The sequence below is a fragment of the Bifidobacterium sp. ESL0819 genome (genome assembly GCF_052606245.1).
The window spans coordinates 583,484-596,108 of the sequence record NZ_CP199587.1 but is presented as its reverse complement, the minus strand read 5'-3'; the positions used below and the strand labels follow the sequence as shown (position 1 = coordinate 596,108).

The 12,625-nt window shown below is 62.6% G+C and carries 8 protein-coding genes; 1 reads left to right on the top strand and 7 read right to left on the bottom strand.

Annotated features, from left to right (window positions below; genetic code table 11):
* Nucleotides 1-97: 97 nt before the first annotated feature.
* From ACUIAD_RS02710 to ACUIAD_RS02700, 3 genes are read right to left on the bottom strand one after another with little or no spacing between them, the layout of a single operon-like run.
* Nucleotides 98-4,312, bottom strand: coding sequence for a lipid II flippase MurJ (locus tag ACUIAD_RS02710; protein ID WP_445343613.1), 4,215 nt, complete (start codon nt 4,310-4,312; stop codon nt 98-100).
* Nucleotides 4,309-6,522: a DUF6049 family protein gene (locus tag ACUIAD_RS02705; RefSeq protein ID WP_110452879.1), complete on the bottom strand. Its 2,214-nt coding sequence runs from the start codon at nt 6,520-6,522 to the stop codon at nt 4,309-4,311. Before ACUIAD_RS02705 ends, ACUIAD_RS02710 begins: the two co-directional genes overlap by 4 nt.
* Entirely contained in the window at nt 6,519-7,160 is a 642-nt protein-coding gene (locus ACUIAD_RS02700; RefSeq protein WP_375315008.1) for an NUDIX hydrolase, read from the bottom strand. Before ACUIAD_RS02700 ends, ACUIAD_RS02705 begins: the two co-directional genes overlap by 4 nt.
* Before the next feature lie 108 nt (nt 7,161-7,268).
* Here ACUIAD_RS02700 and ACUIAD_RS02695 point away from each other — a divergent pair, with 108 nt between their 5' ends.
* On the top strand, nt 7,269-8,693 hold the full coding sequence (locus ACUIAD_RS02695) for a CCA tRNA nucleotidyltransferase (RefSeq protein ID WP_110452877.1): 1,425 nt from the start codon (nt 7,269-7,271) through the stop codon (nt 8,691-8,693).
* A 66-nt stretch (nt 8,694-8,759) separates the two neighbouring features.
* On the opposite strand, the gene ACUIAD_RS02690 is transcribed toward ACUIAD_RS02695, so the two are convergent.
* From ACUIAD_RS02690 to ACUIAD_RS02675, 4 genes are read right to left on the bottom strand one after another with little or no spacing between them, the layout of a single operon-like run.
* Complete coding sequence (locus ACUIAD_RS02690; RefSeq protein WP_181414521.1) at nt 8,760-9,371, bottom strand: LytR C-terminal domain-containing protein; 612 nt, start codon at nt 9,369-9,371, stop codon at nt 8,760-8,762.
* Nucleotides 9,372-9,381: 10 nt separating this feature from the next.
* Complete coding sequence (locus ACUIAD_RS02685) at nt 9,382-10,302, bottom strand: 4-(cytidine 5'-diphospho)-2-C-methyl-D-erythritol kinase (RefSeq protein WP_445343612.1); 921 nt, start codon at nt 10,300-10,302, stop codon at nt 9,382-9,384.
* Entirely contained in the window at nt 10,299-11,180 is an 882-nt protein-coding gene (gene rsmA / locus ACUIAD_RS02680) for a 16S rRNA (adenine(1518)-N(6)/adenine(1519)-N(6))-dimethyltransferase RsmA (protein WP_110452874.1), read from the bottom strand. The genes ACUIAD_RS02685 and rsmA overlap by 4 nt, the downstream gene beginning before the upstream one ends.
* Before the next feature lie 32 nt (nt 11,181-11,212).
* The gene (locus ACUIAD_RS02675; protein WP_445343611.1) at nt 11,213-12,622 is read right to left on the bottom strand and encodes a G5 domain-containing protein; all 1,410 of its coding nucleotides are present in this window, start codon (nt 12,620-12,622) and stop codon (nt 11,213-11,215) included.
* Nucleotides 12,623-12,625 lie beyond the last annotated feature (3 nt).

Genomic DNA, 12,625 nt, shown 5'->3' with positions numbered 1-12,625 from the left:
GTGGTCCATGGAGTTTGCAAGCAGCGGCGGTCAACAGGTGGTCTGCAGGTCGATCCCGTGGAGTGCTCGCTATTCGGGCATCGACCCGCAGACAAGCTTAGAAGGCCTGGACGGAAGTGAAGCGCAGAGTGTCTCCTGGCATGCCATCCATGGGTACCCAGACGACCAGGTCCTGAGTGGTCACCGGCTCGCGCAGGGTGACTTGAGTGGTGCCTGAAGGATCGAAGCTAAAGTCGGCCAATGGCTGTCCCTGATTGGGCTGAGCCGCTGTGGAATTCGCATAGATCTGGGCATGGCCACCGCTCTGAGGTGCCACGATGATCAGGCGGGAGACCTCTTCCGGCTTGGTCAGGTGCATATACCATCCATAGCCCTGCAGGCCGGCAGGCTTGTTGAGGAAGCGCTGACGATTCGACTGATAGGCCGTGGTGTTCTTGGGTTTGGGCGGATCGGGAACCTTCCTGACCTCCTTGTCGGCATGGCTGACCTTGTCAGTCTGAGTATCGGCTCCAGCCTGGGTCTGGTCACCGCCATTGCCGTTGCTGGAGGGAGTTGCTTCCTCGCCCTCATTGGTCTTGCCGGGGAAGGGAACGTTGGACATGACCGGCCAGCCGCCTTCATTTTTGCTGACATTAGGTCGGGACCCGGTAATGGTCGAGAGGGCCCAGACCAGGGCCACCACAACGATTACGGCTGCTATTGCAATGACCACTGTGCGAGTCGTGAAGCGGCCGAATAGACGGGTGTCGGCCATGTCAGCCTCGTTATCCAGGTCCTTATCCTGCTCATCGTCTGGAAGTGCTGAATAGGTCGCTGGCTCAGGCATGGCGTGGATTCCAGGCGTGAAACTGGGAGGCTGCGGCTCCATGAGCGTAGCCTGTTGTTCCTCGTCAGAATCAGGGTTCTTGGAGGTTCGGGCGGCTTGGCTGAAGGTCTTGGTCCTGTCAGAAACAGCGGCGGAACCGAAATGTTCATTCCGGGATCCAGGTTCTCCTGCGACAGGAGGTTCGGGGGCCGCAGTTCCTGTTCGGAGCGCATGTGTACCCCTGTCGTCCTGTGATGCGGTCCGGTTGGGTGCTGCCTTGACCTGGCGGCTGCCTGCCGCATCATCCTCCCCACTGCTGGATTTGTGGAAGTCCCATTGGGAGAATCCTCGTGCCACAGGATTGTTGGCAGTCACGCCGTTGCCGCTGAGAGCCTCGGACGGTCCATGTCGTTCGTCTTTAACGACTGGCATCCGTCCAGTCACGGCCTTGGATTCATCCTCATTCATGGCTGCGGGTCTGACCGAAGTCGCCCTGAGAGCGCTCACATTCATGGATGCGGTCTTGCGGGCGGAGCTGTTCAGCGAGCGCAACCGCTGACGCTCGTCAAAGAGCGAGAAGAGGTCGGTATCCGTATCTTCTGGATTGAGCATTTCGATTTCGCTACGGCCAGGGAAGAGCAGTTGGTTGGTCTTCCAGTGCGGCTCATAGTGAGATACGGTCTGAGCGGCCGGCAGGGCCGAGGAGGTCAGCCCTTTAGGAAGCGGGAGTACGTTTTTGGGGTCCACGGGGCGCAGAGCCACGGCCTCGATGGAGGCACGGCCGTCCAGCTCGGGCCAGATCAGATCGCTGTCAGTCAGCTCCTCGGGCGGGATCCAGGGGCTGAGCAGGGCCGAAAGCTCCGCCAGGGTGACCAGCGGAATCGGCGCAGCTCCCTGTTCGTTAGTCAAGCCCAACCCACGCGTGCAGATGATTCTGAACTCTTCTGCGGTGTGCTCGGGCAGCTCCTGCAGACTGGGCTGCCGTCCGTCCTGATCCGACCGGCCGGTCAGCATGGCATAGAGCACGCCGGCCAGCTCGCGTATGGCATACTTCTCATCCGTCAGGCCCTCCTCAGTTGAAGCGGACGGGTGCTTCAGCATGGGCGAGATAGGGGCATCTGCCAGAGTGATCGAGGCTGGTGCCAGTCTGATGGTGCTCGTGGAGACCGCATAATCTACCATGCCGGCGGCGTGCATGGTGCGCATGGCCTCGGAGACCTCTCCCATGATGGTGCCGATGGCCCGATTGCTGAGTGTCTCCCCAGCGGGTCCGTGCATGTAATCCCTCAGGGACATGCCGGCATCGGGGGCGGTGACAATCAGGGAGACCTTGTCACGAGTGTGCAGCTGGTAGACCGGGGTAAAGCGACGGTCCTTGCTCAGCGCCAGGCTGGAGGCGTTGACGTTGATCCGGTCCATGCAGGTTGAATCCCTGGCGATGAAGAGTTGGCAGTCCCTATCCAGAACCCTGTCCTTGGCTCGCCAGGCGCTTAGACCATTCGCGCGGCGGAGCAGGGTGACCAGGGTGTATCTGCCGAGGATGGTGTCTCCGATATGCGCGTTCATGGTTGTCGAGCTCTCATCAGAAGTGGGGCGCCGCCGGTAGTCGGCGACCCCGTGGTGGACCTTGCTGTTTCTAGGGCCAATCCTAACGGGTTGCAGAGTCTGGGGCGGCGGCGGAGGCCCGGCTATCGCGGATTCTTCATCAGTGCCGGGCTCGCTGGCTTCCTCGAAGTTCTCCAGCGCCGCGTCCATGCCAGGCAGGGTAGACTCGGGGAAGGAGGAATGCACCACTCTGACCGAGCGGTCGGCCACTCGGGAGGGCCGTCCCTGTAGGGCATCCAGGCTGCGGACGGGGTGCCGGGCAGTCCTGCCTAGACGACGAGCCAGATCGACCAAGAGCTGGGTGAATTCCTGCGTGCGCAGGGCTGTCAGGGTCACGGCATAGATGATCGCTGCCAGCAGGGTGATGACTATGCAGATGAAGAGCGCCTGCACCCAGCTCATATGGCCTTGTCGATCTTGGACCCAGGCGCCGACCAGGTGGGTCACCGGGGTCTTGACCGTCAGGACAGCTGCCAGGGCCAGCCCTGCAGCAAGGAAAGCCTTGGCATAGGTGGTCAGGATCCGGCGTTCGTCCAGATTCCCCTGCAAGGGGCTGCGCAGCATGTGTGCCAGGATGGGGAAGCTGAGAATGCTGCTCAGGGACAGGCTCAGCCCCACCAGAGCCGCCCAGTAGCGGGGAGAAAACAGACGTATGGACACCAGAACCAGCGCTACTTGGATGGTATTGGAGACGGCTGCGAAAATGAACGGATGGCGACCATCCTCGAAGGCGTAGAAGGTGCGCTGGATGAGCAGGAAGGCGCTCGAGGGGACCAGCCCTAGGGACAGGGTTATCAGCGGCCCTGAGATCAGGACGGCCTCATGGACGCCCACAGAGGGCAGCAGGGCTCGGGTGATGGGCACTGGAATTGCCAGGAGGACTGCGGCGAAGAAGAACATCACCAGTCCAACGTTGCGCAGGGCCTGACTCAGATCATTGCGGGCATCCCCGATTCGGCCGTCCGAAACCGCCTTTGACAGCTTGGGGAAGAGGGCCGTGCTGACCGATACGGCTACCAGTGAATAGGGAAGGATGAAGATCGTGTAGGCGTTCTGATAGGAGCCGTTGCCGGCGATGTCGAAGGGGTTGCCCTCCAGAGGCGCGCCGTTGTTGATGCGGGCATTGACCACGTTGGCCAGCTGGTTGATGATTACCACGCACATGCTCCATGCCGCCACTGAGCCCATGGATCGCAGGCCGATTCCACGCAGGCCCCAGCGTGGGCGGTAGCGGAAACCGCTCATAATCAGGGGGATGAAGAGGACCAGTGCTTGGAAGGCCACTCCCAGGGTCCAGGCCCCAGCGGTCAGGGCCACCTTGCCATTGTCCCAGAAGCCGACTGGCTGATTGCGGGCGTTGCCGAACAGGAGGATGAAGACCAGGAAGCCCAGGCAGCTGATGACGTTGGCGCCCACCGAGCTCCAGGCGTATGCAGTGAACCGGCCCTTGGCGGCCAGGATCTGTCCTAGGACCGTGTAGAGCCCATAGAAGAAAACCTGGGGCATGCACCAGAGGGTGAAGGAGTTGGCCAGGGCTCGCTGCGCCGGATTCCACTTGGAGTTCAGATAGATGGTCGTCAGCACCGGTGTACCCAGCATCAGCAGCAGGGTCAGCAGGGCCATGAGGACCATGGCGACCGTGATCAGCTTGTTCAGCCGGTCCGCTGCGTCCCGTTCCTTGAGGGTGCGCACGATCTGCGGGACCAGTACGGCGTTGAAGATGCCTCCTGAGATCAGAGTGAACATGACCTGAGGAATCATGGCGCCGGTCTGGTAGGCGTCGGCCGCGATTCCGGTGGTGCCTATGGCGGCTGCCAGCAGGATGGTGCGAATCTGCCCGGTCACGCGGGAAGCCGCAGTGCCCGTGGCCATGATGGCGGAATTGCGCCCTACGGAGCTCATTCGTCCGGGTCCTTCGTACGGTGGAACTGCCGCCAGAGCCCCAGGAGTCCTAGGAGCACGGCTATGACAATGATAATCAGACCGCTCATGTCGCTCAGCCTTAGATTGCTGGTGATCTGAGCCCGGCGCACCTGGCCGAAGGGTCGGCCCTGGCTGTCCAGCAGGCCGATATCCACATTGGCTCTGCCGGCTGCTGCCACCCTGACCTTGAAAGTCACCTGGGCTTCTGACCGGGCGGGAATGACCGCCTCCGCCATACGCGAGGTGACGATCTCCATGGAGTCGGTTCGGGCGCTGATGCGGGCGTGAACAGGGTAGGGGTGGCTGTTGCTGACGGTCACGGGCATGGATGCCGTCTCACTGACGACGTTCAGAGACTCGCTGGGCGTGATGCTGACCCCGTCCAGGAGTCGGTGGGATATAGCCTCGGCCTGATCTGCCAAACCGGCTGCTGCTGCGGTTCCGCCCAGTGACTTCAGAGCCAGGTCGTCGTGGGCGGCGGTCAGCTGGTTCAGCCACTGATGCGGATCCTTGGGCTGGCGGGCGGTGGCGTCAGCATCCTGGCGGGCCAGGGCCTGGCTGTCGGTCTTGCCTGCTGTGGCACTGGCGGTGGGTTGGGACTCCTGCCTTCCGTCAGCCAGGATGGAGGTGGCGAACCGGTCGATGTCGCCCCGGCTGGCGATCAGGGAGTCCAAGGTGCCTGTCGAGCCATCGCCATGTCTGGCGTTGTCGCTGTCACTGCCGAGTTCCAGGGCTTTGAGCAGCCCTGACGACCCGCCAGTGAAGTCGGGCGCCTGCATCAGGTTGTTCATGGACTCCAGGCTGATCCATGGGGCGCGCTCCAGCTCGGTCATGATCCGGTCCGCCTGCTGGGTGTCCTGGTCAGCGTCGAAGCAGACTAGGAGGGAGCGTTCGGCGTAGGGCTGTTCCATCTGATAGAAGGCGCTCTGAGCGATGAAGCGGGCCGTCTGCCCCGCTGGGGTCTGCTCTCCGGTGGCACGTGTGGAGCTGGGGTGGCCTCTGGCCAGATTGCTGAGCTCGCGTTGGGCCGACAGGACGGTTACTTTTCCCGCTTTGGTCTCGATGGTGTACTTGCCGGTGTGAGCGGAGGTGCCGGCGCCGGCCTCGAAGCCCTGGGGGGCGATGATCGTTTGGTAGCCAGCACGGCGGGCTGTAGTGATGGACTCCATGGTCCACTCCTGTATACCCTGCCAAGCGTATGCGCCAGGCGTGGCGTCAGGATAGAGTTTGGCTGCGGTCTGGGCGCTCCAGGACTCTGGCGTGACCCCAGCCTTGGGATAGCGGTCCTGATTCTGGGAGGTGTACCCGGTGATGTCGAAGTTGGCTGGCTGGATCAGCCCCTGAATCCGCGGACGGTTGGCAAAGGTGGACAGGTAGACCGGATCGCCCAGGGCCTGCAGGGACCCGTGCTTGGTCAACAGCTGGCTCTGATCCTCCTGACGTCGGATTCCCTGGCGTGTCAGTGTCACGCCCTGGTTTTTATCGTTTCCCGAACCTGGCTCGGATTCGGAGCCGGACTGGGTCATCAGCGCCGTCATGGCCTTATCGTCAATGTTCCAGTCCGAGGAGGTCAGGGGCATGACCATGGTCAGGGACAGGGCGGGGGTGCCTGCGGTGGGCAGGCCATCCCAGGTTCGGGTCAAAAAGGTGAAGACGTCGCCCAGGACTCGGTCCTGATCGTCGCTCAGGGACAGCCGGACGGGCTTGGGCCCCCAGCTGGTCATCTTCTTGAGCGCGTCTTGATCAGCGGGCACGTTGACAGAAACCTCGATGCTCTGCCCAGCCGGGATCGTCGGTACTGTCTGCGTACCCAGCACGTCCGGGGTCGGGATGCGGGCGTGGGCTTCGGACCAGGCCTGCATATCGGCCCGGGAGCTGAAGGAGTAAAGGGCGCTGGTGGACACGGTCAGACGGGCATTTTCCATGGGTCGGTTCGCGGTGTTGGTCACCGTGGCGCGCAGTGAGTAGCCGGACTTGTTGCTCACCACTGGCGTCGACCAGCGCAGGGCCACCTCAGCCGAGTTTTGGCGATTAGCGACAGCCAGGGCTGGTGTCGGGTGCCAGAGAGCCATCACCAGGGCCAGCAGGAGGACGATTGCCGGTAGGACTCGAGTCCACCGGGACCATCGTCCGAAGGCATGAGTGTGCTGGCTGATGCGCCCGCTCGGGCGCAGAGGGGTCTGGATCATGGCTGTTTTTTGTACTTCCTTGCGTAGAGCCAGGCTATCTTACGCTCATTGGGGTAACTGAGCACTGAGGTCAGGTCGGAGAAGTCCACCCAGATGGCATCCTCGGCCTCATGGTCGGGATCGCCTTCCACACTCAGGGATCCGCCTATCATTCGCAGGACGAAATGATGAACAAGCTTGTGGACCCGCTGATTGGTCCCGGTGAACCAGTAGTCGATGGTGGCGATGGAATCGGTCACCCTACCCAGTATCCCCGTCTCCTCGTGGACTTCGCGTACGGCCGTCTGCTCGGGTGTTTCCCCCTTCTCGATATGCCCCTTGGGCAGGCACCATTCCAGGTGTCCCGAGCGGGAGTGCCGGGCGATGATGGCCACCCGGTCGTGCCGGTCAAAGATCAATCCGCCCGCTGAATACTCACGCACCACGGGTAGCTCCTGGGCATCCAGGGAGGCAAAAGTGGAAGGACCGGAAGCGTGCTTGTGCCGGGGCATGAGGGCAGGCGTAGGGGCGTCATCCTCGGCCTGTATGCGCTCGCGGACCTGCGGATCCAGACGTTCGCTTACGGTCTCCACAAGATGGCCTCGTCTCTGCTGGCCGCGGGCATGAGTGCCCGCAGAGTCGGCACTATGTGCAAGCATGCGCGCCATGTCCGCGGGCGTAATCATACTCCAACTTTACGTAAGGTAATGTGCAGGTGGGGTAACGGTATGCTAGTAGGCGCATCAACTCCATAGGAAAGGGTGAGCGTGGATTTCCAAGTCTGGCCGGAGGCCATTGAGCTCGGGCGCCTCTTCGCCGAGCAGGGATATGAACTGGCTTTGGTAGGAGGTCCTGTACGTGATCTGCTCCTGCACCGGCCCTCCCACGACCTGGACTTCTGCACCTCGGCCCGGCCCGAGCAGTTCGAGCCCATCCTGCGTCACTGGGGGTCGGGGTTCTGGGACATGGGGCGCAAATTCGGCACCCTGGGCGCACTTCGGCGGCGTCCTGATGGAACCGAGGTCAAGGTGGAGGTGACCACCTACCGGCGAGACACCTACGATCCTGATTCTCGCAAGCCCGATGTGGATTATGGGGACAGTCTTGAGGGCGACCTTTCACGGCGCGACTTCACCGTCAACGCCATGGCTCTGAGAGTGCCTGATCTGGTCTTTGTAGACCCCTACCGCGGGGTCAACGACCTGGCCAAGCAGGTGCTACGGACCCCGGTAGATCCCCGCCAGTCCTTCGACGACGACCCCCTGCGGATGATGCGGGCCGTGCGGTTCGTGGCTCAGCTGGGATTCACCATTGCCCCGGAGACCGCAGAGGCCATCACCCGCATGGCCGAACGCATCAGCATCGTCTCGGCCGAGCGGATTCGCGATGAGCTGACCAAGCTCATGCTGGCCGATCACCCCGTCCAGGGCATCGAGGCTCTGACGCAGTCTGGTCTAGCCGACATCGTTCTGCCCGAGGTCCCCGCCCTTCAGCTGGAGATAGACGAGCATCACCGGCACAAGGACGTCTTCGAGCACACTCTGATGGTAGTGGATCGGGCCACTGCTCTGGAGACGGGACCTGACGGACCTGTGCCTGCCCCGGATCTGACCCTGCGCCTGGCCGCCTTGCTGCATGATATCGGCAAGCCCGCCACCAGACGCTTTGAGCCCGGTGGCAAGGTCAGCTTCCATCATCATGATGCAGTCGGAGCCCGGCTGGCCCGCAAGCGCCTCAAGGCTCTGCACTTCGACCATCGCCTGATCGCCGATGTCTGCGACCTGATCTCCATGCACCTGCGTTTCCATGGCTACGTGGACGAGCGGTGGACCGATGCGGCTGTACGCCGTTACGCCCGGGAGACCGGTCCGCTTTATGAGCGGCTTAATCGCCTGACCAGGGCTGACGCGACTACTCGCAACAAACGCAAGGCTCAGATCTTCTCGTCCGCCATGGACGAGCTGGAGGACAGGGTGGCTCAATTGCGTCGGCAGGAGGATCTGGATGCCATTCGGCCCGACTTGGATGGACGACAGATCATGCAGATTCTGGACCTTAAGCCTGGACCGCAGGTGGGGCGCGCCTATCGGCACATGCTGGACTACCGTCTGGATCAGGGCCCGGTCGATCAGCAGACAGCCGAGCAGGAGCTGCAGGATTGGTGGCAAAGAGAAGGCGCCGACCAAGCCTGATCCAGGGGCAAACCTTTTCTGGGTGCCCTTGGTTGGAAGATCCGGCAATATGCAGGATCGGCAGCATCAGGCCTTGGGGGCCTTGGGCAGGTTCTTGATGGAGGAGGGGTCGGCCCGGCAGCCCTTGATGGCTTCGATTTTGCGGCCTACTACAGAGGTGCTGTCCTCATCGTTGAGGTCGGTAAAGGTGGCCCCGATGACCACATCGATCAGATCGTCGCTGCGGTCGTCCATGATCAGGATGGCATCGTTGAATTGGGATCCCACCGTGTAGCCGCGGTCGATGGCCGAAGCCCCGAAGCGTATCTGGGTGCGGGCTGTTTCGGTCTTGCCTGGATAGTCCGCCACATCCTGCATGTTGAATCCCCGGTTGCGCAGGGCCGATGCCAGGGCAGTGGCCAGACCGGACTTGTTGGTTCCGTTGAGCACCCGTACACGGATGTCGGGGTGGTTGACCAGCTTGGACTTGTCAGGCGGGCAGGGCACGGCAACCCCATAGTTGGGCTTGGCGATGGTGGCGTGTTTGGCGGTATGCCCGATGGACCCGAAGATGATCAGACTGCATATGACCAGGATGGCCACCAGAGCACTGACGACTATGGTGAAGACCATCTTCTGCCGCCGTCGTACGAACTGCCTGCGGGCCTCGCGTTCGTCGAGTGGTTCGGGATTCGTCATGTTGCCTACTCTACTGTTCATGGGTGACTCGCAGGGGGACCATTCCAGGCAGGACAGGAGAGTCAGCCTCGATTATTCTGTCCACGGCATTCTGCTCCCGCCAGAGCCTTATCAGTGCGATTGCCTGCTCGGGGCGAGGGGCCATGACCACCACTGAGGGGCCCGATCCAGAGACGAAGGCCGGTCCGGTGCCTGCCCGCCGGGCAAGGTCCAAGGCCTGGCGCGAGCGCGGGTGCAGTGTGCAGGCGGTCTCCTGCAGGTCGTTCAGGTCGTGGGGGCCGGGTCCGATCAGGTCGTAGGCCTTGTAGACCTGGGCTGTGCTCAGCTGATCCTCGTAGGCCCCGATCAGGAGATGTCCGGTCAGCCCAGCTCGTGACAGCTGCTGGACCTTTGAACCATCCAGATCCAGGGGCTCCAGAATCTGGCCGAAGCCTGTGCCCTCGCTGAGCCCTCCATGCAGGCAGAAGGGCAGGTCTGCGCCCAGACCGGCAGCGATTCGATCCAGCTCGGCGGCAGGCATCCCTAGATTCCAGAGCTGGTTCAGGCCCAGCATGGTTCCGGCTGCATCCGTGGATCCTCCAGCCAGCCCGGCGCCTACAGGTATCCGTTTGACGATGTGAATGGCCACATCAGGCTGATGCCCAGTGGCCTGGGCCATGGCCAGGAGGGCCCTGACGGCCAGGTTGGCGCGTGGATCAGCATCACGGCGGTCCAGGTCGCCCAAGTGATCGCCCTCCAAGCTCAGGTGGAAGCCGCTGCCAGGCTCTCTCCGGCGCAGTTCCACCTGGTCCCAGATCCCCACGGCGCTGTAAATGGTGTCAAGACGGTGTCGTCCTCCGAGGTCGGTTCGGCTTGGTCCCACACGAAGCTTCAGATTGATCTTGGCGGGACAGGAGAGGACAATGCCGTCCCTTTCGGCTGCAGGGTTCACGCGGTTACCTCGCGGCGGGCTTGCTCCAGGGCTACGAACTCCTCGATGGTCATGGTTTCCCCCCGGCGTGCGGGGTCAATGCCTGCAGCCTGGAAGGCTTCGGCGGTCACCAGCCCCTTCAGAGCAGCGTGCAGGGTCTTGCGGCGCTGTCCGAAGGCTGCATCGATCAGGGAGAAGACCCGGGCCCTCGTCCCCTCGTCGCTGTGCTCGCGCCCATCCTTGTCCCGGGTGAAGGAGACTAGGGCTGAGTCCACGTTGGGGGCTGGCCAGAAGACATGGCGCCCGATTCTACCCGCCTGGGAGGCATGGCCGTACCAGGCCAGCTTCAGGCTGGGGGCGCCGTAGACCTTGGATCCCGGGGTGGCCGTCAGCCGATCCGCCACCTCCTTCTGGACCATGACCAGGAACCGGCTCAGATTGGCGAACCGGGCCAGAAGGGTCAGAATGATTGGAGTGGCTACGTTGTAGGGCAGGTTGGCCACCATAGTCAGGTCGGCGGTCGTGCCTGCGGCGCCTGCCAGCTGAGGGGTCAGGGTCAGGGCATCCCGGTTGATTACAGTCAGTCGGTCCAGGCTCTCCGGCATGCGCTCGCGGACGGTCTGCGGCAGCTGCCGGGCCAGGACGGGATCGATCTCGTCGGCGGTCACCAGGCAGCCCGCCTCCAGCAGACCGAGGGTCAGGGATCCAAGACCAGGACCCACCTCCAGAACAGGCTGGCCGGATGCCACCCCGGCCAAACGCACGATCCTGCGGACGGTTCCTGGATCGATGACGAAGTTCTGCCCCAGTCGTTTGGTGGGGTGGATGTCGATCTGGTCGGCGATGCGTCGGATGTCAGCGGCACCTAGAAGACTGTCGCTTTCGATTTTAGTGTTCATGTTGGTTCGTTGCTCGTGGATGTGGTAAGGAGTCAGTACCAGTGTGGATGACGTCCGTTCCAGAGGCGCCAGGCCGTGCTGGGATCCCCATATGATTTGCTGATGTAGTCGAGTCCCCAATCAATCTGGACAGCAGCATCGTCACGCCAGTTGGCTCCGAATAGCGCCATCCTGGAGCCAGGGTTAGCCTGGGGAATGCCGTAGGCGGGCGAATTGGGGTTCTGGGCATGCCAGAGCCAGTTTGACTCCTTGGTCCAGAGTGCCACTAGATCATCGAATTGCGAACCTGTCCATCCGCGCTGGGCGGCGGCGCCCCCGGCGTAGGCCTGGGCTACACCAGGTTCCGCATGCCAAAGACCGCCAGGAGATGGACTTGGCGCTGGCGACGGAGCTGGATTGTTATCGGGCTTAGTTGGAGCTGGTGTGCTTGGCGGCTTCGGCTGAGCGGTCTGTGCTGGCGTAGGGGCTGGTGTCGATGGCGACTGCGAATCCTGGCTGGACGAAGGGCTCTGAGAGGGGGTCTCCTGCGCCTGCTGGGAGTTCTTCTCTGTGTCCTGGGACTGCTGTCCGCTGTTCTGTCCCTCCTTTGGCTTGTCGGGACCGACGGCCACTACCTGATCCACTGGCATGGCTACGGTCTCCTCTTTGACCACCTGCTCTGATTCAGCCTGTCCATCCACGTAGGTGACCTGGATGGTCTGCAGGCGTTGACCGGCTACGCCCGCCTGCCGCACCTGGGTCTGACCGGGCGCCAGGCTCTGGTCGACCACGGTCCTGGTGGCGAAGGCTATGGGGATTGTCCTTTGGGTGTTTCCGTGGGTGACTCGTTGGACACGCAGAACAGTGGCGCCCTGGTCATGCTCCACGCTGACCCGGTCCTCCTTGCCCAGCACGATGCCCTTGGAGTCCAGGATGGATGCTGCTGGAAGCTTGCCGTCAGGGGCCACCGAGGTCTTCCCGTCAGCTATGACGGTAACCGGCCCCGCCTGGTTGATGACCAGACCGCCGGTCAGCTGGTTATAGACGTTGCCCACATCCACGGTGACCTTCATGGCCTGCTTGCGGTTCTCCTCGAAGAATCCCAGCAGCTGGTCCATACTGGTGGCCGTGGTCCAGAAAGGCACCCGCTGGCCCTGGATGACGATGGTGGTCTGATAGGCGGAGCGCACAGTGACCGCCGTATGGTTGCGCAGCTGGCCTCCGGATGTGGAATCGACCAGGTCGTGGGTTTTGACCTTGACTCCCTGCTGGCGCAGCAGACCGTCCACGCTGTAGGCGTAGGTGGTCACCATTTTGGTCTTCCCGTTGACGCTCAGCGCCACGCTCTTGCGCGCGGTGATGCCGAAGGTCAGGACCATGGCCAGAACAACCAGGAGGGCACAGGAGACCACGCGGATTCTTCTGAGCACGACGAAACGCCGCGGTGTCCAGCGTCTGGCCATGCG

What these genes read in the sequence shown, in the direction of transcription:
- ACUIAD_RS02675 (WP_445343611.1), bottom strand. Translation starts at nt 12,622, where the DNA reads ATGGCCAGACGCTGGACACCGCGGCGTTTCGTCGTGCTCAGAAGAATC.
- ACUIAD_RS02710 (WP_445343613.1), bottom strand. Translation starts at nt 4,312, where the DNA reads ATGAGCTCCGTAGGGCGCAATTCCGCCATCATGGCCACGGGCACTGCG.
- rsmA (WP_110452874.1), bottom strand. Translation starts at nt 11,180, where the DNA reads ATGAACACTAAAATCGAAAGCGACAGTCTTCTAGGTGCCGCTGACATC.
- ACUIAD_RS02690 (WP_181414521.1), bottom strand. Translation starts at nt 9,371, where the DNA reads ATGACGAATCCCGAACCACTCGACGAACGCGAGGCCCGCAGGCAGTTC.
- ACUIAD_RS02705 (WP_110452879.1), bottom strand. Translation starts at nt 6,522, where the DNA reads ATGATCCAGACCCCTCTGCGCCCGAGCGGGCGCATCAGCCAGCACACT.
- ACUIAD_RS02700 (WP_375315008.1), bottom strand. Translation starts at nt 7,160, where the DNA reads ATGCTTGCACATAGTGCCGACTCTGCGGGCACTCATGCCCGCGGCCAG.